Below are 19,808 nucleotides of genomic sequence, written 5' to 3' on the forward strand. Positions count from 1 at the left end.
GCTTCCCCGCTCGATTCCACCGATCTCGCGTCCGAGGCGCCGCTTCGCGCGCAGCTGTTCAGCGCCGAGCAGATGGAGCTGCACGGCAAGGCGCTCGCGCTCACCCATCGCATCCACACCGGGCGCGTGCCCGATCGTCTGCTCGCACGACTGAGCGAGAACGCGGCGCTGCTCGAGGATGCGCGCACGTTCCTGTCGCTGATGGTCCGCGACGACATCCGCATCACCCCGGCCGGCGAGTGGTTGCTCGACAACTACCACCTGATCGAGGAGCAGGTGCGACTCGCGCGGCGGCATCTGCCCAAGGGCTACAGCCGTGAACTGCCGGCGTTGTCGCAGGGTGCGTCGGCCGGACTGCCGCGGGTCTACGACCTCGCGATGGAGGCGGTCGCACATGGCGATGGCCAGGTGGATGCGGTCACGCTGAGCCGCTTCGTCGCGGCCTACCAGCTGGTCACGCCGTTGACGCTGGGCGAGCTGTGGGCGATCCCGATCATGTTGCGCCTCGCGGTGCTGGAGAACCTGCGGCGCATGGCCGCCCGCGTGATCCACGACGGCCGTGATCACCGCCGTGCGCGGCGCTGGGCCGAAGAACTCAACGCCACCGCGACCGGCTCGCCCAAGGATGTGGTGCTGGTGGTCGCCGACATGGCCCGCAGCCAGCCGCCGGCCACCGGCGCCTTCGTCGCCGAACTCACCCGGGGCCTGCACGGGCGCGGCGCGCTGCTGTCGCTGCCGCTGACGTGGATCGAGCAGTGGCTGACCGACAGTGGACTGCGCATCGACGCGCTGGTCCACGCCGAAAGCCAGCAGCAGGCGGCCGACCAGGTGTCGATCGGCAACAGCATCGGCAGCCTGCGTTTCCTCGCGAACATGGACTGGCGCGAATACGTCGAGACCATGAGCCTGGTCGATGCGGCCCTGCGCGAGGACCCCGCGGCCACGTACGGCCTCATGGATTTCGCGACCCGCGACCATTACCGCCATGCGGTCGAGACCATCGCCCGGCGCAGCGGCGCCAGCGAGGTGGACGTCGCGCAGACGACGGTGCGACTGGCGCAGGTGCATGCGGCCGACAGCATCGAAGCGCACGTCGGCTACTACCTCGTCGACGACGGCGTCGACGCCACCCTGACCACGCTGGCGTCGGCGCACGGACGCCGCAAGGCGCGCATGGCGCCGCGCACCGTGCCGCTACCGGTGTATCTGTCGCTGATCGCCGTGGTCGTCGCCCTCGCCACGACCGGCCTGCTCGGCCAGTCCGGTGCGCACGCGGTCTCTTGGGCGCCTGCCTGGGTGCTGATCCTGCTGGGCCTGCTGGTCTTCAGCGAGCTCGGCATCGCGCTGACCAACTGGCTGGCCACGGTGATCGTGGCGCCGAAGCCGCTGCCGCGCCTGGAGTTCTCCCTGGGCCTGCCGCCCAGCGAGCGGACGCTCGTCGTCGTGCCCTGCATGTTCGGCGACATCGCCACGGTCGACGCACTGGTCGAAGGACTCGAGGTGCGGTTCCTCGCCAACCGCGATCCGCATCTCCATTTCGCATTGCTCAGCGACGATCTCGACGCCGACCAGCAGACCCTGCCGGGCGATGCGGCCGTGCTCGCCCACGCCGCGGCACTGATCGCCGGCCTCAACCAGCGGTATCTGGCCGACAGCCCGGCGCCCGGCGGCGACCGCTTCTTCCTGTTCCACCGGCCGCGCACCTGGAATGCGGGCGAGGGGCGCTGGATCGGCGAGGAACGCAAGCGCGGCAAGCTCGCCGCATTGAACGGCTTCCTGCGCGGCGCCGGCACGGGTGCGTTCCAGCAGATCGTCGGCCGGACCGAGGTGCTGGCCAACGTGCGCTACGTGATCACCCTCGATACCGACACACGGCTGCCGCGCGACGCCGCGCGCGCCTTCGTCGGCACGCTGGCGCATCCGCTCAACCGGGCGGTGTTCGATCCCAGGCGCAATCGCGTGACCCGCGGCTACGGCATCCTGCAACCGAGTGTCGGCAGCAGTTTCAGCGGCCGGCGCATCAGCCGCTATGCCCGCATGTACGGCAGCGAGCCCGGCATCGATCCCTATACGCGCACGGTGTCGGACGTGTACCAGGACCTGTTCGGCGAAGGCTCCTTCGTCGGCAAGGGCATCTACGACATCGACGCGTTCGAGCAGGCCCTGCACGGGCGCTTCCCCGACAACCGCATCCTCAGCCACGACCTGCTGGAAGGCTGCCACGCCCGCGCGGGCCTGGTCAGCGACGTCCGTCTGTACGAGGACTATCCCGCGCGCTACGCCGCCGACGTGAAGCGGCGCCACCGCTGGATCCGTGGCGACTGGCAGCTGCTGCCCTGGCTGATGCCGTGGGTACCGACGGCACGCGACGGCCGGGTGCGCAACCCGCTGTCGTGGCTCTCGCGCGGCAAGCTGATCGACAACCTGCGCCGCAGTCTGGTGCCGGCGTCCGCGCTCGCGCTGCTGGTGTTCGGCTGGACGACGCTCACCGCGCCGCTGGCCTGGACGTTCTGGCTGCTGGCGGTGTTCTTCGCGCCGGTGCTGATTCCTGCGCTGCGCGACCTGCTGTCGAAACCGGCCGACATGCGCCTCGACACGCATCTGCTGCAGGTCGGCGATGCGACCGGGCGTGGGCTGGTGCGCGCCGTGGTGAATTTCGCGTGTCTGCCCTACGAGGCGATGTTCAGCCTGTCGGCGATCGCGGTGACGCTGTGGCGCACGCTGGTCACGCGCCGGCATCTGCTGCAATGGAATCCGTCGAGCGAAGTCGAGCGGTCGCTCGGCAGCGGCATGGCCGCCGAGCTGCGCGCGATGTGGGGCGCACCCGTGCTGTCGCTGCTGATCGGCCTGCTGGTGCTGCGGACGAATCCCGTGGCGCTGTGGGTCGCCGGTCCCGTGCTGCTGCTCTGGGCGGTGTCGCCGCTGCTGATGGCGTGGCTCGGTCGCGCGCCGGCGCAGCGCAGCGCGCAGCTGTCGATGGTGCAGCTGGATTTTCTCGGCCGCCTGGCGCGACGTACCTGGGCGTTCTTCGAGGTCAACATCCGCGAAGACGACCATTGGTTGCCACCGGACAACATCCAGGAACACCCGTCACTGGTCGTCGCACGCCGCACCTCGCCGACCAACATCGGCCTGTCGCTGCTGGCGAATCTGGGCGCGTGGGATTTCGGCTATCTGCAGACCGCTGCGGTGATGACGCGGACCCGGCGCGTCTTCGCCACGCTCGACCGCATGGAGCGCCACCGTGGGCACTTCTACAACTGGTACGACACCGAAACGCTGACGCCGCTGCAGCCGCGCTACATCTCCAGCGTCGACAGCGGCAACCTGGCAGGCCACCTGCTGACCCTGCGACAGGGCCTGCTGGGCCTCGCCGATGCGCCCGTGCTGGCGCCGCAGACCTTCACGGGGCTGTCCCACACGGTCGACGTACTGCGCGAACTCTACGAAGCGCAGGGCCATGCCGATCCGGCATGGAGCGCAGCCGTCGAAGCGTTTGAGGCGCGCCTCGCGCTCGCCCGGGCGACGCCGCCGGAGACGCTGGGCGATGCACTCGCGGCCATCGACGCGCTTGCCGCGCTCGCGGTACCGCTGGCGTCGCTGTCGCCGCCGGCCGATACCTACGATCCACTGGAAGACGCACCCGCGCACTGGGCAGCGCGTCTGGTTGCCGCGTGCGCCGAAGCGGGTGACGCCCTGCGCGCGTGTATGCCGGCATCGGACACCACTGCGACGCGCCCCGGGCACAGGGCTGGTCTGCCATCGCTGCGCATGCTGTGCGCGCCGGGCAACGCGTCCGATGTGCGGGCGTGGGCCTGCGCGCAGGTCCACGAACTGGAACGGCTGGCCCATGTCGCCGGCCAGTTCTCGCTGATGGAGTACGGTTTTCTCTACGACCGCGCGCGGCATTTGCTGTCGATCGGCTACGACGTCGACAACCGGCGCCTCGATCAGGGGCACTACGATCTGCTCGCCTCTGAAGCGCGGCTGTGCAGTTTCGTCGCGGTCGCGCAGGGCCAGCTGCCGCAGGACACGTGGTTCGCGCTGGGCCGGCTGCTGACCGAGGTCGATGGTGACCCGACGCTGCTGTCGTGGAGTGGCTCGATGTTCGAGTACCTGATGCCGCAGCTGGTGATGCCGAGTTACCCGGACACGCTGCTCGACCAGACTGCGCGGCACGCGGTGCAGGCGCAGATCGCCTACGGCCGTCAGCACGACGTGCCCTGGGGCATCTCGGAATCCGGCTACAACACGGTCGATACGCGGATGAACTACCAGTACCGCGCGTTCGGCGTGCCCGGACTCGGGCTCAAGCGCGGACTCGGCGAGGATCTGGTGATCGCGCCATACGCGACGATGATGGCACTGATGGTCGCGCCCGAGGCGGCAACGCAGAACCTGCAACGGCTTGATGCCGCCGGTTTCTCCGGGCGTTTCGGGCTGTTCGAGGCGATCGACTACACGGCTTCGCGCCTGCCGCGTGGTCAGACGCACGCGGTGGTCCGGTCGTTCATGGCGCATCACCAGGGCATGGGCTTTCTCGCGCTCGACCATCTGTTGCACGAGCAGCCGATGCAGAAGCGTTTCACCGCCGATGCCGAATTCCAAGCCACGCTCTTGCTGTTGCAGGAGCGCGTGCCGCGGACCGGCGTATTCCTGCCGCACGAGGTCGAGTCGGTCGGCGTGCGCACCAGTGGCGGCGGTGACGAGACCCAGTTGCGTGTATTCCGGACGCCCGAGACCACACGACCCGCAGTCCAGATGCTGTCGAACGGTCGCATGCATGCGCTGCTCACCAGCGCCGGCGGCGGTTACCTGCGGCAGCACGACATGGCGGTGGTGCGCTGGCGTGAGGACGGGACCCGCGACCACTGGGGCAGCTTCTGCTATCTGCGCGATGTCGAGAACGACGATGTCTGGTCGGCCGCGTACCAGCCCACCTGCGTGCCCGTGGAGCACTACGAGGCGATCTTCTCCGACGCGAAGGCCGAATTCCGCGGTCGCAGGCGCGGGGTCGAGACGCATCTTGAAATCGCGATCTCGGCCGAGGACGACATCGAACTGCGGCGTCTGCGGCTCAGCAACCGGTCGCGGCGTCCGCGGACCATCGAGATCACCACCTATGCGGAAGTCGTGCTGGCGCCGGCGATCGCCGACGAACTGCACCCGGCCTTCAGCAACCTGTTCGTGCAGACGGAAATCGTCCGCGACAAGCAGGCGCTGCTGTGCACCCGACGCCCGCGCGCGCACGACGAAATCCCGCCGTGGATGTTCCATCTCGTCGCCGCCCACGATGCCGACATTGTCGAAATTTCCTACGAGACCGATCGCGCACGCTTCATCGGTCGCGGCCTGACGCCACGCGATCCGCTGGCCATGCGCAGCGCCGGCCCGCTGTCCGACAGCGCGGGGTCGGTGCTCGATCCGGTCGTCGCGATCCGCGTGCGGGTGACGCTGGCGCCGGAGCAGACCGCCGTGCTCGATCTGGTCACCGGCGTCGGGGGCGATCGTGATGCCTGTGCGGCGCTGCTGGACAAGTATCGCGACCGCCGTCTCGCCGACCGCGTATTCGATCTCGCTTGGACCCACAGTCAGGTGGTCCGCCGGCAGATCAACGCCACGCAGGGCGACGCGCAGCTCTACGAACGCGTGGCGGGACTGCTGACATTCGCGCATCCGTTCCTGCGCGCCGACAGCGCCGTGCTGCTGCAGAACAGGCGGGGACAGTCGGGGTTGTGGGGGCATGCGATCTCCGGCGACCTGCCGATCGTGCTGGTGCAGATCGCCCATGCCGAGAACATCGAACTGGTCCGGCAGATGGTCCAGGCGCACGCGTACTGGCGTCTGAAAGGCCTGCAGGTCGACCTGGTCATCTGGAACGAGGACCAGGCCGGCTACCGCCAGGAGTTGCAGGAGCAGATCCTCGGCCTGGTCTCGGCGGGGCCGGAAGGCAATGTCCTCGACCGGCCGGGTGGCATCTTCGTGCGGCCGGCGCAGCAGATCTCGCAGGAGGACCGCATCCTGATCCAGTCGGTGGCGCGCGTGATCGTCGGCGACCAGTACGGCACGCTGGCCGCGCAGGTGTCCCGACACGCGACGGCCGAGCGCAGCATGCCGCTGCTGGTCGCAAGCGATGCGGGCGTGCGCGCGCCGGACGAGGCGGGCGACGACGCGGCGGCCGAGCGGTCGGCCGGGTTCGACGGCCTGCCGCCGCGTGACGCGTCGACGTCCGACGAAGACCCGTGGCCGTTCGAGAAAGTGGCCGAATCCGTGCGCTTCGACAACGGTCTGGGGGCGTTCGCGGCCGATGGCCGCGAGTACGTGATCGTGCTCGACGACGCCGCGACCACGCCTGCGCCCTGGTCCAACGTGATGGCCAATCCCAAGCTCGGCAGCGTGGTCAGCGAAAGCGGAGCCGGCTATACCTGGTTCGAGAACGCGCACGAGTTCCGGCTGACGCCGTGGCACAACGATCCGGTGTCCGACACCGGCGGCGAAGCCTTCTATCTGCGCGACGAGGAAAGCGGCCACACGTGGTCGCCGATGCCGCTGCCGATGCGCGGGCGCGGCGCCTATCGCACCCGCCACGGATTCGGCTACAGCGTCTACGAGCACGTCGAGGACGGGATCGCCAGCGAGTTGTGGATCTTCGTCGGCCTGCGCGAGGCGGTGAAATTCTCGGTGCTGAAGCTGCGCAATCTCTCGGGTCGTGCGCGCCGGCTGTCGGCGACGGGTTACGTCGAGTGGGTGCTCGGCGACATCCGGGTGAAATCGCAGATGCACGTGATCACCGAGCGCGATGCCGGCACTGGCGTGCTGACCGCGCGCAACCCCTACAACACGGAATTCGGCGGGCGCGTCGCCTTCTTCGACGTCGACGGCGACCGGCGCACGTTCACCGGTGACCGCACCGAGTTCCTCGGCCGCAACGGCAGCCTGCGGGCCCCGGATGCGCTGCGTCGCGAGCGGTTGTCGGGCCGCCTGGGTGCCGGGCTGGACCCGTGCACCGCAATCCAGGTGCAGGTGGATCTCGCCCCGGGGCAGGCGACGGAGACCGTGTTCCGGCTCGGCATCGGCGACGACATGCACGCCGCGCTGCAGCTGGCGCACGGACTGCGCGGCTCGATGCCGGCGCACGACGCGCTCGACGGGGTGCGCCTGCACTGGCTGCAGATCCTCGGTGCGGTGCGGGTGGAGACGCCCGAGCCTGCGACCGACCTGCTGGTCAACGGCTGGCTGCTGTACCAGACGCTGGCGTGCCGCTACGTTGCCCGCAGCGGCTACTACCAGTCCGGCGGCGCGTTCGGGTTCCGTGACCAGCTGCAGGACACGATGGCGACCGTGCATGCGATGCCGGCGCTGACCCGCGCCCATCTGCTGCTCAGCGCGGCGCACCAGTTCCCGCAGGGCGACGTGCTGCACTGGTGGCACCCGCCGGCCGACCGCGGCGTGCGCACGCGCTGCTCCGACGACTATCTGTGGCTGCCGCTCGCGGCCTGCCGCTACCTGGAGGTCACCGGCGACGACAGCGTGCTCGACGAGCGGGTCGGCTTCATCGAAGGCCGCCTGGTCAATGCCGACGAGGAGTCGTACTACGACCTTCCGGTGCCGTCGGGTCGCGTGCAGTCGTTCTACGACCACTGCGTGCTCGCACTGGAGCGGGGCATGTCGCTGCTCGGCGAACGCGGCCTGCCGCTGATCTGCACCGGCGACTGGAACGACGGCATGAACCGCGTGGGCGAGGCCGGCCGCGGCGAAAGCGTGTGGCTCGGCTTCTTCCTTTACGACGTGCTGCAACGTTTCATCCCGGTTGCCGAGGCGCGCGGCGACGCGACGTTCGCAGCCACCTGCGTCGCCGCTGCGCAACGCCTGCAGGGGAATCTGGAAGCCGAGGCCTGGGATGGTGGCTGGTACCGGCGCGCTTGGTTCGACGACGGTACGCCGATCGGCTCGCAGTCCAGCGACGAATGCCGGATCGATTCGATCTCGCAGAGCTGGTCGGTGCTGTCGGGCGCGGCGGAGCCGGGGCGTGCGCGCCAGGCGATGGCCGCGCTCGACACCCATCTGGTCAAGCGCGAGGCGGGGTTGATCCAGCTGCTCGATCCGCCGTTCGACACCACCGCGCACGATCCCGGCTACATCCGCGGCTACGTGCCGGGCGTGCGCGAGAACGGCGGCCAGTACACCCATGCCGCGGTGTGGACGGCGATGGCCTTCGCCGCGCTCGACGACCGCGAGCGCGCCTGGGAACTGGCGCGCATGATCAATCCGGTGCACCACGCCGAAGACGCGGCCGGCACCGCGGTCTACAAGGTCGAGCCCTACGTCATGGCGGCCGATGTCTACGGCGTCGCGCCGCATGTCGGCCGTGGCGGCTGGACCTGGTACACCGGTTCGGCGGGCTGGATGTATCGCCTGCTCAGCGAGTCGCTGCTGGGCCTGCAGCGTCGCGGCGACACGTTGCGCATCGTGCCCTGCATTCCCGACGCCTGGCCCGGCTACCGGATGCAGTTGCGGCATGGCGCGGCGGTGTATCGCATCGAAATCGTGCGGACCGGTGGTTCGCAGGCCCCGCAACTCACGCTCGACGGTGCGGTACAGCCTGGTCTGGAGATCACGCTGCACACCGCCGACGCGGTCCACGACGTGGTGCTGCAGTGGCCGCGGCCTGCGGACGGGGATGTGGGCTGATGGCGCTGCGGATCGAACTCGACAGCGCGCTCGACGCCCTGGCCGGCATGCTCCCGGTCTGGCGCGAGAAGCTGCGCGCACCAGCCGCGTTCTGGCCGCAGTTCGACGCGCTGTCGGCGAAGATCCTTGCACGGGCCCGCGACGAGGCCGAGCGCGCCGCGGTGCGGACGCGTCTGGAGGCGATGCTCGCCGAGGCTGGCTGCGTGCGGCCGAGGCGCCCTTGAACGCGAAAGGGACGGCTTGCGGGCCGTCCCTTCGTGTCGTGCAGGCTGTCGGACTCAAAACTTGAAGTTCAGGCCCGCCAGGTACGTCCGGCCCCATTCGAGATTCTCGAGCGGACGATCGCGGGTGCCGGCGTAGGTGCGGTAGGCCTCGTTGGTGAGGTTGTTGGCCTGCAGCAGCAGGGTCAGGCCATCGAGCGCCGACCCCTCACCGAAGCTGTAGCTGATCTGCGCGTCGGTGATGTTCTCGCCGACGACGTAGCGCAGCGTACGTGCACCGTCGAAATTGCCGATCTCGCCGATGAAGTCCGAACGCCGGCGCTGGCTGACGCGCGCTTCGAAACCGTCGCGCTCGTAGTACGCCGTCAGGTTGTAGACCCGCTTCGACAGACCCGGCAGGTCGATCGGGCCGCTGCCCACGCTGTTGGCGCTCTCGGGATCGAAGATCTGGATGCTGCTGTCATTGAAGCTGGCGCTGGCGACGATGCCGAAACCGCGCAGCGACTCGGTCCACAGGTCGAACGGCAGCGACGCCGTCAGTTCCAGACCGCGCAACGTGCCGCCCTCACCATTCTGCGGCGCGGTGAAGTTGCCGATGTTCTGCACCGGCGGCGTGCCCGGACGCGGCACGTAGCTGGCGACGAAGTCGGAGAAGTCGTAGTCGTCGACGGTCTGCGTGTAGATGTAGGTGCGCAGGTCCTTGTAGAAGAACGCAGCGGCCACGTAGGCGCGGTTGCCGAAGTACTTCTCCCACGACACGTCGAACGCGTACGCGCGCCACGGATCGAGCAGCGGGTTGCCGCCGCTGCCGCCCGGACGGCCGGTGCTCTCGTCGACACCGAATTCCAGCGACGAACGCAGCTGGTCCACGCGCGGACGCGCGACCTGCTCGGCCAGGCCCACGCGCACCGTGTGCTCGTTCGGCAGCTGGAACGCGAGGTTCATGCTCGGCAGCACATCGGTGTAGGTCTTGCCCGACTCGAACGGCCGCACGTTGCTGCCGGCCGGCTGCGTGGAATCGAAGTAACGCGACGCGGACGACTGGTCGACACGCTGGATCTGCACGCCGACGTTGCCGGTGACCGTGGCCACGCCCCATTCGGTGCTCAGGTTCGCGCGCGCGAACGCGCTGGTGATCTTCTCGCTGACCGTCCAGGCCTTCGGGATCAGGTAATCCAGATCCTCGGTCGGCTCGAAGACCATGTAGCGGTCCACGGCGCCGGGCACGTTCCAGGCCGGGATGTAGCCGACGCCCGCGAAGCCGAGGTCGACCAGACCGTACTGCAGATCGTCCGCGATCGCGGTATCACCCTGCGGGCCGAGGTTGATGTTGCCCTCGGGCTGGCGCTTGGACTTCTCGCGGTCGGTGTGGTTGAGGCCGAAGTCGAATTCCGACAGCCACGTGATCGAGCCGGGGGCGGGCAGGGTGAGACCGATGCGCGCGGCCTTGAGCTCGTCCTCCACCTGCGGCGTCTTGCCGTAGCCCGAGCCGTAGATGGTGTTGGTCAGGAACAGGCGCGCGGGATCGGAGTAGTCGAGGCCCGGGGCGAGCTGGGTGAAATCATTGCTGCGGATGTCGATCTCGATCGTGTCGAGCGACGGGTTCGGCAGGCGCTGGGCGTTGTTCTCCAGGCTGATTTCCGACCGCTTGGCCTTCGACCAGCTGATGTCCGTGAACAGACGCGCCGACTCGAAGTTGAACTCGTTGCTCCAGCCCACCGCCGAGATGCGGTCCTCGCGACGGTTGTAGATGCCGCGCACCAGCGGGTAGACGCCAGTCAGCGTGCCGCCGGCGAAGCTGCCGTTCTCGCTGGTGCGCACATCGCTGTAGACGCACGCGGGGTTGCAGGGGAACGAGCCGTTGAACTGGGTATTGACCTCGAACTGGTTCGCGGTGTCTTCCTGCTCGGCGCGCGAATGGAACATGTCCAGCGTGCTGGTCCACGCGTTCGAGGGGCGGAACTGCAGCGTCGCCATGACACCGTCGCGCTTGGTGAAGCCGGTCCGGCGCAACGCCTTCATGCCGTCGGTCGCCCATGTGCCGGGCGCGAGGCCCGGGCGGGCGTCGGTCTTCCACGGCTCGTAGAGGCCGACCTGGTTTTCCTGGATCGGCGTGTCGCTGTGCGAATAGCCGATCGAGAAACCGAAGCGGCGATCGGCGGACTGGCCGATCCAGCTGCCGCTGATGCGGTTGCCGTAGGGATCGGTCTTCGCCGCTTCGCCCAGCGAATTGCGCTGGTAGCGACCGTTGAGCGTGATCACCGACTCGCTGAAGTTCAGCGGCCGCACGGTCTGCATGTCCAGCGTGCCCGACAGCCCCTGGCCGAACAGGCCGGCGTCGGGCGTCTTGTACACGGTGACGCCGCTGACGAGTTCCGACGGGTACTGGTCGAATTCCACGCTGCGGTTGTCGCCGGTGCTGACCATCTCGCGACCGTTGAGCAGCGTGGTCGCGAAGTCGGGCGACAGGCCGCGCACGCTGATCACCTGCGCGCGACCGGCGACGCGCTGCGCCGAGACACCGGGCAGGCGGGCGATGGATTCGGCGATGCTGACGTCGGGCAGCTTGCCGATGTCTTCGGCAGACACCGCTTCGACGATCTGGGTGGCGTCGCGTTTGATCGAGATCGCGCTCTCGATACCGCGCCGGATGCCGGTGACCTTCACCGCATCGAGTTCGGTGGCCTCGTCCGCAGCGGCGGTGTTCGAGGAATTGGTCGTGGTCTGTGCGTGCGCGCCAGCGGCGAGCATCAGCAGTGCCGACGACAGTGCGGCACTGAGCAGGTTGCGATCGAGCTTCGACATCTCCCCTCCCAAGGGTGTCCAGCGGACAGCGGTATTGCATCGTTTGTAGCCGTCCACGGCGCCGTCGGGGCAGGCGTGGTACGGGTCGCGGCCATGGTAGTCGCGAGTCAGAACGTGCAACGCACGCTGCATACGTATTCATTGCGTGACGATTGCCACGGTGTCATCGCACGGGTCGCAATGCCTCGCGGGCGATGTCGCGGAACCTCACATCGCCCGCGCACGGCGCCTGGCACGTGCGTGTTTTCCTGCCTTAGCGCGGACGGTGACCGGTCCCTCGCACCGCCTCGGCTAGCATCGCGACATGCCCAGGCCCTTGACCGCACCCCTCGCCGCCGCGCTGCGCCACTGGGTGCTGGGCGTGTTCCCGCGCGGGGCGAGCGGCATCGATTACGACGCGCCGCCTGGCGATCCCGGTCTGTTCGGACCCGACAGCGCGACCTGGCGGGTGCATGCGGATTTCCCCGGCATGCTCGCCGGTGGTCTCTGCGCGCTGATGCTGCAGGCCTTGCATCCGCAGGTGCTGGCCGGTGTCTGGGACCACTCGGATTTCCGCAATGATCTCGTCGGACGTCTGCGCCGCACCACCGGGTTCGTCGCCGGCACGTCGTTCGCCGGCACTGCGCAGGCCGACCGGCTGATAGGGCGCGTGCGCGCCATCCACGCGCATGTCCGCGGCACGACCGCAGACGGTCTGCTGTATGCGGCAGACGATCCGGCCCTGCTGTCGTGGGTGCATGCCAGCGAGGCCTACGCGTTCCTGCAGGGCTTCCGCGCGTATTCCGGCGTCGAGACGCCGGCCTGGGCGCAGGACCGCTATTACGCCGAGGGCGATCGCGTGGCCGCCGCGCTGGGGGCGGTCGAGATACCTGCCGACCGCGCCGCCATGGCCGCGTACTTCGACGCGATGCGGCCCGCGTTGCGTTACGACGACCGCGCGCGGGAAGTGCTCGAGGTGCTGGCGCAGATCCGCCTGCCGGTCCCCGGTGCGGCCCTGTCGCGCGGCCTCTTTCTCGGGGCGGGCGCGGCGCTGCTGCCGCCCTGGGCGGAGCGCATGCTCGGCATCACGACGCTGCAGCGTGCCCGGCACCGCGCGTGCGCCCGGGCCCTGCGCGGCCTGGCGCCGCTGTTCCACATCGCATTGCCGGACGGCGCAGGCGCGCGCGCCTGCAGACGTGTCGGGATGTCGCCGTCCATCCTGCGCACGTGGCCGCAGGCGCCGACGTCCGACGGTTGAACCCGCTCAGTCGACGGCGTCCAGCGTCGCGACGTACACGCCGTGCGCAGGCAGACGCAGTGCGCCGTCGTGCAGCTCGCCCATCGGCAGGCCATGGCCTGCCAGCGGGCGCGCGGTCTGCGTGAGACGCCATTCGACCGGTGATGCCGACAGATTGAACGCGACCAGCACCTGCACGCCGTCCTGCGCGCGCACGAAGGCCAGCACCGGCTCGGGCGTATCGAGGAAGGTGATGCTGCCGGTGCGCAGCGCGGGCTGCGTGCGGCGCCACTGCAGGAAGCGGCGGGCATGGGCGAGCACGGAGTCCGCATCGGCCTCCTGCGCCGCGACGCTCATCGCGTGGTGCGCGTCGGGGATCGGCAGCCAGGGCGTGCCGGTGGAGAAACCGGCGTCGGCATCGGCGGTCCACGGCATCGGCGTGCGGCAGCCGTCGCGGCCCTTGAAGTTCGGCCAGAACGTGATGCCGTAAGGGTCCCGCAGCGCCTCGAACGGCACGTCCGCTTCGGTCAGACCCAGTTCCTCGCCCTGGTAGAGGCACACCGAGCCACGCAGCGTGCAGACCAGCGCGATCATCTGGATCGCGAACGCCGCGCCGGCGTCGCCGCCGCCCCAGCGCGTGACCGCGCGCACCACGTCGTGATTGGAGATCGCCCAGCACGGCCAGCCGTCCATCGCGCTTTCGAGCCGCTGCACGGTGTCGCGGATGTAGCCGGCGCTGAAGTCCTCGACCAGCAGCTCGAAGCTGTAGCCCATGTGCAGGCGGCCGGGCCCGGTGTATTCGGCGGTGGTGGCCAGCGAATCCTCCGACGAGATCTCGCCGAGCGCAGCGACGTCGGTGTAGCCGTCCATCAGCACGCGCAGGCGTTCGATGAAGCCGATGTTCTCCGGCTGCGTGTTGTTGTAGTGGTGGTACTGGAACGCGTACGGATTGTCGGGCGAGAAACCGCGGCCGATGCGCAGGGCTTCGGGCTTGGGCGGGTTGTCGCGCAGCTGCGCATCGTGGAAACAGAAGTTGATCGAATCGAGCCGGAAGCCGTCGACGCCGCGGTCGAGCCAGAAGCGCACGTAGTCGAGCGTCGCCTGCTGCACCTCGGGATTGTGGAAATTGAGGTCGGGCTGGCTCGACAGGAAGTTGTGCAGGTAGTACTGCCGGCGCCGCGGTTCCCACTTCCAGGCCGGGCCGCCGAAGATCGACAGCCAGTTGTTGGGTGGCGTGCCGTCGGGCTTCGCGTCCGCCCACACGTACCAGTCGGCCTTGGCGTTGTCGCGCGACTCGCGACTTTCGCGGAACCAGTCGTGCGCGTTCGAGGTGTGGCTGAAGACCTGGTCGATCATCACCTTCAGGCCCAGCGCATGCGCCTTGGCCAGCAGTGCGTCGAAGTCGGCCAGCGTGCCGAACATCGGGTCGACGTCGCACTGGTCGGCGATGTCGTAGCCGAAGTCTTCCATCGGCGAGCGGAAGAACGGCGACACCCAGATCGCGTCGACGCCGAGCGAGGCGACGTGGTCGAGGCGCGCGATGATGCCGGGCAGGTCGCCCACGCCATCGCCATCGCTGTCCATGAAGCTGCGCGGATAGATCTGGTAGATCACCGCGCCGCGCCACCAGGGACTTTCGCTCATCGCCGCTCTCGTCTCGCGCCGGCCGGGCGCGCAGCGAAAGTAGTGCATCGCACGGCGCCGGCGAAAGCGCGCGATGCGCCTGCATGCGATGAATACGTATGCAGCTCGCGGCGCGTCGCGACACGCTCGTTACCATGCAGCCATGCACGCACCGGCGTTGGTGCGACGCAGCGGTCCTTGGGAGGGGAGTCGCAGCACATGCGCAACGCGAAACCGCAGCTGTCGTTCTGGCAGATCTGGAACATGTGTTTCGGCTTTCTGGGCATCCAGTTCGGATTCGCCCTGCAGAACGCCAATGTCAGCCGCATCTTCCAGACGCTCGGCGCGGACATGGAACAGGTGCCGGGTCTGTGGATCGCCGCGCCGCTGACCGGCCTGCTGGTGCAGCCGGTGATCGGCTATTTCTCCGACCGCACCTGGACGCGCCTTGGCCGTCGCCGTCCGTATTTCCTGTGGGGCGCGGTGTTCTCGACCGCGGCGCTGCTGGTGATGCCGAACTCGCCCGAACTGTGGATCGCGGCCGGCACGCTGTGGGTGCTCGACGCCTCGCTCAACGTGTCGATGGAGCCGTTCCGCGCCTTCGTCGGTGACCAGCTTGCGCCGAAGCAACGGCCGACTGGCTATGCGATGCAGAGTTTTTTCATCGGCGTGGGTTCGGTCGTCGCCAGCGCCTTGCCGTTCGTGCTGGCGAAGTTCGGCGTCGCCAATACCGCGGGCCCCGGCGAAGTGCCCGACACCGTGCGGTATGCGTTCTACTTCGGCGGCGCGGTGCTGCTGGGCGCCGTGCTGTGGACCGTGCTGCGCACGCGTGAGTATCCGCCCGAGGCGCTGGCCGCATTCGACGATGCGCATCCGCCCGGTACGGTCGCGGGAGGCGAGGTGCCCGTGCCCTCGGCGCTCGGCGCCCTGCCGTGGCTGCTGGTCGGCATCGCCGGCGTGGCGCTCGTGTGGGCCATGGGCTGGGACCGCATGCTCTACGTGCTGGCGGGGCTGCCGCTGGCCTACGGCGTGCTGCGACAGGTCGCGGCGGTGCGGGGCCACGGCATGATCGCCGCGATCGCCGGTGACCTGCATGCAATGCCGACCACCATGCGCCAGCTTGCCGTGGTGCAGTTCTTCTCGTGGTTCGGTCTGTTCGCGATGTGGATCTACACCACCGCCGCCGTCGCGCAGACCCACTACGGCACCACCGACCCGCAGTCGGCCGCCTACAACGAGGGCGCGAACTGGGTGGGCGTGCTGTTCGCCGCCTACAACGGCTTTGCCGCGGTCGCCGCCGTGGCGATTCCGTGGATGGCGCGCCGCCTCGGCCTGCGCATGACGCATCTGGTGAACCTGTGGCTGGGCGGCGCGGGCCTGGTGTCGATCGCCTTCATCCGCGATCCGCAATGGCTGCTGCTGTCGATGGCCGGCGTCGGCTTCGCCTGGGCCTCGATCCTCTCGCTGCCGTATGCGCTGCTCTCCGACAGCCTGCCCGCGCACAAGATGGGCGTGTACATGGGCATCTTCAATTTCTTCATCGTCATCCCGCAGCTGGTCGCGGTGAGCACGCTGGGCTTCCTGCTCGGCCATGTGTTCGGCGGCGCGCCGATGCGCGTGCTGATGCTCGGCGGCGTGAGCCTGGCGATCGCCGGCCTGTTCGCCCTGCGCGTGTCGCGGCCGCTGTCGGAACAGGCGACGCGATGACCATCATTACAGGAGTGTCCGCATGACCCGAGCCTTGACCGTCGCCGTTGCCGCGCTGCTGTGTGCGGGCTGCAGTTCCGCAGGCGCTGTCCGGGCGGGGCAGGCGGCCGACGGAGACGGCCTGTACGGCACGCGCGAGCCCTTCGCCGCGCACGCGGTGTATTTCGTCGTCACCGACCGCTTCGTCAACGGCGACACGTCCAACGATCAACGCGACCAGGGCGGCGCGCATCGCACGTTCGACATTCCCGTGCGTTGCCCCGACGGCATCGACGGCAACATCGGCTATCTCGGTGGTGACTTCCGCGGCGTGCTCGACAACGCCGGCTACATCCGCGACATGGGCTTCGGTGCGGTGTGGATCACGCCGATCGTGGCCAACCCGGACGAGGCGTTCACCGGGGGCGATCCGGTCGCCTGCGGCAGTTCGCTGACCGATCGCGGCAAGACCGGCTACCACGGGTACTGGGGCACGAACTTTTACAAGGTCGACGAGCATCTGCCCAGCGCCGACCTCGATTTCCGCGGTTTCACCGACGGCATGCGCGCCGCCGGATTGAAGACCGTGCTCGACATCGTCGGCAACCATGGTGCGCCGTCGTGGACGATGCCCGAGCCACAGCCCGGTTTCGGCCAGATCTTCGACGCGGACGGAAAACTGATCGCCGACCACCAGAACCTGCCGCCGCAGCAGCTCGACCCCAAGGGCAACCCGCTGCATGCGTTCTACAACGCGACCGGCGTGGTCGATGCCAAGGACGGTTCGATCTTCGACGGCAACCTCGCCCAGCTCTCCGATTTCGACGCCGCCAATCCGGCAGTGTTCGAGTACCTGGCGGGCGCCTACGAGCAATGGATCGGGCAGGGCGCCGACGCGTTCCGCATCGACACCATCGCCTGGATGCCGCATGCGTTCTGGAAGCGCTTCGCAGACCGCATCCGCGGCCAGCATCCCAGTTTTTTCATGTTCGGCGAAGCCTTCGACTACAACGCCGACAAGATCGCCGAGCACACCTGGGCGCGCAACGGCGGGGTCAGCGTGCTCGACTTTCCGATGAAGCAGGCGATGGACGCGGTGTTCGCCGGCGATGCCGGTTTCGAGCGTCTCGCGCCGGCGCTGCATCTCGAGCGCGGGCCGTACGCCAACCCCTACGATCTGGCGACGTTCTACGACAACCACGACATGCCACGCATGGCGGCCAGCGATACCGGCTTCATCGACGCGCACCACTGGCTGTTCACCGCCCGCGGCATTCCGGTCGTCTACTACGGCTCGGAAACCGGCTTCATGCGCGGCCGCGGGGAACATGCCGGCAATCGCGGCTACTACGGCCAGGCGCGCGTCGACGCCGGCGCGCAGAGCCCGATCCACGCCGCGCTGACCCGCATCGCCACCCTGCGCCGTGACACGCCCGCGCTGCAGCGCGGCCTGCAGCTGGTGCTCGACCTCGAGGGTGACCACGCGGCGTTCTATCGCGTGCTCGACGATGGCGACACGCAGCAGACCGCATTGGTGCTGCTCAACAAGGGCGACGCGCCATGGCGCGCCACGCTGGACGCGGCGCAGATCGCCGATGGCGACTGGCGCGATGCGTTCGGCGGCGTTCCGGTGGCGGTCGAAGAGGGCGTCTCGCTCGACGTGCCTGGGCACGGCGTGCGGGTCCTGCTGCGCGACGATGTCGCCGTGTCCGCGGCCCTGCGCGAACGCCTGCAGGGATTGATGGCCGGACGTCTCGGCGGCCCCGGCGCGAAATGACCATCGCGTAGGCGCACGTTCGCGCGCGATGCGCCCGTCGCGCGTCAGCGCGCTCCTGCAGAGGCGACTGCCCGACGGCAACCGACCGGCTGATTCCAGACGCCTGCAGGCGCCCGAAGCCACAGGTCCGGTGACGGCGAAATACTGAGATGTGTCTGCAGGCGCGCGTCTACAGAGGACGCCGGCCGGTCGACTCACGCACGACCAGCGACGTCGGCATCCGCAGGCTTTCCGCGGCATCGCCGACGACCAGCCGCATCAGGGTGTCGACCAGCAGTTCGCCGGCCTTCAACGTGTCCTGGACGACCGTCGTCAGCGCCGGCGTGGTCATGCGCGCGGCGGGAATGTCGTCGAACCCGGCGATCGCGATGTCCTCGGGCATCCGCAGGCCGTGCTCGGCGAACGCGTGCATCGCGCCGATCGCGATGAGATCGCTGGCCGCGAACACCGCATCGAACGGCAGGCCGCGGCGCAGCAGTTCGGTCGCCGCGGCGTGTCCCGAATCCTCGGCGCTTTCCGCATCCACCTGCAGCGCCCGTTCCATCGGCAGGCCGCGCGCCTGCAGCGCGGATTCGCAGCCCAGCCACCGGTCGAGGAATTCCGGGTAGCGACTCGATGCGTCGCCGAGAAACGCGATGCGTCGATGGCCGAGGTCGGCGAGATGCGCACCGATCAGCGCGCCGCCGCCGGCATTGTCGCAGCCGATGGAGATGCCTGGCTGGTCGGGCAGCACCGCGCCCCAGCGCACGAACTGCGTGCCCTGTTCGACCAGCGTGCGCAGCTTGCCCTGGTAGGCGAGATAGTCGCCGTAACCGAGCAGGATCAGCCCGTCGGCCTTGTGGCTGTCGCCGTAATCGGCGTGCCAGTCGTCGGAGAGCTGCTGGAACGAGATCAGCAGGTCCTGGCCGTGCCGTGCGCAGGCGCGGGTGATCGAGCCGAGCATCGGCAGAAAGAACGGATTGATGTGCGACTGGTCGCTGGTCGGATCCTCGAACAGCAACAGCGCCAGCGTGCCGGACTGCTGGCGGCGCAGGTTGGACGCGTTCTTGTCGACCTTGTAATTGAGCTCGCGCGCGATCGCGAGAATCCGCTCGCGGGTCTCGCGGTTGACCGAAGGATGCCCGCGCAGCGCCCGCGACACCGTGGGCTGGGAGACCCCGGCGAGGTGGGCGATGTCCAGAGACGTCGGTTTGCCTTTGATCGTCATCGGTCCGATTCGGGAAATGCGGGAGGGTGGAGGAGCACTTGAAGCAAGAAGGCGTGTTGGCCAGCGCGGTCGCAATGCGCGTGACCAGAAGAATCAGGCGCGCACGTCTGAACGCGATGCCCGACGCCGCATACGACGCCCGGGCAAAGGACGGCACCGACGCAGATGCCAGGCCGGACGTCTTGGATCTCGCCCGTCACGCGGAGTCTGAAGCAGCCTTCTCCGCTTTCCCAGCAACCGGATGGTGTACAGCCTTTCCGCGCGTCTGGAGAGATCGGGAGTTTCGGGCAGGCGCCTGCGACAGGAAGGGTTGAGAATTTTCTCAAAATGCGCGCGTCACAGGAATTCTGTGCGTTTCATCATGTGTTCGATCGGATCTGCTCGATATAAACGAGTTCGAACAGGGGGCGGTACGGATTGCAACGATCTGGATGAAGCGCTTACGAGCACCGCCACTAAAGCCTGATTTGTACACACCAGACAGGGAGTAAGACATGGTCGGTACCGCGACGGTAGTGGAGAAGGCAACGGGAGCGACACGGGATGTAGCAGCTGGCGAGCCGATCGTGCTCGATGCGGCCT

Annotated in this window: 8 protein-coding genes; 5 read left to right on the plus strand and 3 right to left on the minus strand. The window is 68.5% G+C overall.

Going from position 1 to position 19,808, the window contains the following annotated elements; translation table 11 throughout:
• Positions 1 to 72 precede the first annotated feature (72 nt).
• Both CURTO8I2_RS02015 and CURTO8I2_RS02020 read left to right on the plus strand, forming a co-directional pair.
• On the plus strand, positions 73 to 8,691 hold the full coding sequence (locus tag CURTO8I2_RS02015; protein WP_159681512.1) for a glycoside hydrolase family 94 protein: 8,619 nt from the start codon (positions 73 to 75) through the stop codon (positions 8,689 to 8,691).
• Positions 8,691 to 8,915, plus strand: a complete 225-nt coding sequence (locus tag CURTO8I2_RS02020) for a hypothetical protein (protein ID WP_159678240.1) — start codon at positions 8,691 to 8,693, stop codon at positions 8,913 to 8,915. The genes CURTO8I2_RS02015 and CURTO8I2_RS02020 overlap by 1 nt, the downstream gene beginning before the upstream one ends.
• A gap of 54 nt (positions 8,916 to 8,969) precedes the next feature.
• On the opposite strand, the gene CURTO8I2_RS02025 is transcribed toward CURTO8I2_RS02020, so the two are convergent.
• A complete protein-coding gene (locus CURTO8I2_RS02025; RefSeq protein WP_159678242.1) occupies positions 8,970 to 11,717 on the minus strand; it encodes a TonB-dependent receptor in 2,748 nt (915 codons plus the stop codon).
• Between the two features lie 304 nt (positions 11,718 to 12,021).
• Here CURTO8I2_RS02025 and CURTO8I2_RS02030 point away from each other — a divergent pair, with 304 nt between their 5' ends.
• Positions 12,022 to 12,954 (plus strand): oxygenase MpaB family protein, encoded by a 933-nt coding sequence (locus CURTO8I2_RS02030; protein WP_159678243.1) that lies wholly within the window; start codon positions 12,022 to 12,024, stop codon positions 12,952 to 12,954.
• Positions 12,955 to 12,960: 6 nt separating this feature from the next.
• On the opposite strand, the gene CURTO8I2_RS02035 is transcribed toward CURTO8I2_RS02030, so the two are convergent.
• Complete coding sequence (locus CURTO8I2_RS02035; RefSeq protein WP_159678245.1) at positions 12,961 to 14,577, minus strand: alpha-glucosidase family protein; 1,617 nt, start codon at positions 14,575 to 14,577, stop codon at positions 12,961 to 12,963.
• A 198-nt stretch (positions 14,578 to 14,775) separates the two neighbouring features.
• Between CURTO8I2_RS02035 and CURTO8I2_RS02040 the strand changes: the two genes are divergently transcribed.
• Both CURTO8I2_RS02040 and CURTO8I2_RS02045 read left to right on the plus strand, forming a co-directional pair.
• Positions 14,776 to 16,263, plus strand: a complete 1,488-nt coding sequence (locus CURTO8I2_RS02040; protein ID WP_159678246.1) for an MFS transporter — start codon at positions 14,776 to 14,778, stop codon at positions 16,261 to 16,263.
• 22 nt (positions 16,264 to 16,285) lie between these two features.
• Complete coding sequence (locus tag CURTO8I2_RS02045) at positions 16,286 to 18,019, plus strand: alpha-amylase family glycosyl hydrolase (protein ID WP_159678248.1); 1,734 nt, start codon at positions 16,286 to 16,288, stop codon at positions 18,017 to 18,019.
• A 169-nt stretch (positions 18,020 to 18,188) separates the two neighbouring features.
• Here CURTO8I2_RS02045 and CURTO8I2_RS02050 read toward each other — a convergent pair whose 3' ends face one another.
• A complete protein-coding gene (locus CURTO8I2_RS02050; protein WP_201295460.1) occupies positions 18,189 to 19,226 on the minus strand; it encodes a LacI family DNA-binding transcriptional regulator in 1,038 nt (345 codons plus the stop codon).
• Positions 19,227 to 19,808 lie beyond the last annotated feature (582 nt).

Origin of the sequence: Luteimonas sp. 9C (assembly GCF_902506295.1) — a bacterium.
GTDB lineage: Bacteria > Pseudomonadota > Gammaproteobacteria > Xanthomonadales > Xanthomonadaceae > Luteimonas.

Excerpts from the sequence above, each read along its gene's own strand:
- CURTO8I2_RS02015 (WP_159681512.1), top strand. The coding sequence starts at position 73 with ATGGAGCTGCACGGCAAGGCGCTCGCGCTCACCCATCGCATCCACACC.
- CURTO8I2_RS02020 (WP_159678240.1), top strand. The coding sequence starts at position 8,691 with ATGGCGCTGCGGATCGAACTCGACAGCGCGCTCGACGCCCTGGCCGGC.
- CURTO8I2_RS02025 (WP_159678242.1), bottom strand. The coding sequence starts at position 11,717 with ATGTCGAAGCTCGATCGCAACCTGCTCAGTGCCGCACTGTCGTCGGCA.
- CURTO8I2_RS02030 (WP_159678243.1), top strand. The coding sequence starts at position 12,022 with ATGCCCAGGCCCTTGACCGCACCCCTCGCCGCCGCGCTGCGCCACTGG.
- CURTO8I2_RS02035 (WP_159678245.1), bottom strand. The coding sequence starts at position 14,577 with ATGAGCGAAAGTCCCTGGTGGCGCGGCGCGGTGATCTACCAGATCTAT.
- CURTO8I2_RS02040 (WP_159678246.1), top strand. The coding sequence starts at position 14,776 with ATGCGCAACGCGAAACCGCAGCTGTCGTTCTGGCAGATCTGGAACATG.
- CURTO8I2_RS02045 (WP_159678248.1), top strand. The coding sequence starts at position 16,286 with ATGACCCGAGCCTTGACCGTCGCCGTTGCCGCGCTGCTGTGTGCGGGC.
- CURTO8I2_RS02050 (WP_201295460.1), bottom strand. The coding sequence starts at position 19,226 with ATGACGATCAAAGGCAAACCGACGTCTCTGGACATCGCCCACCTCGCC.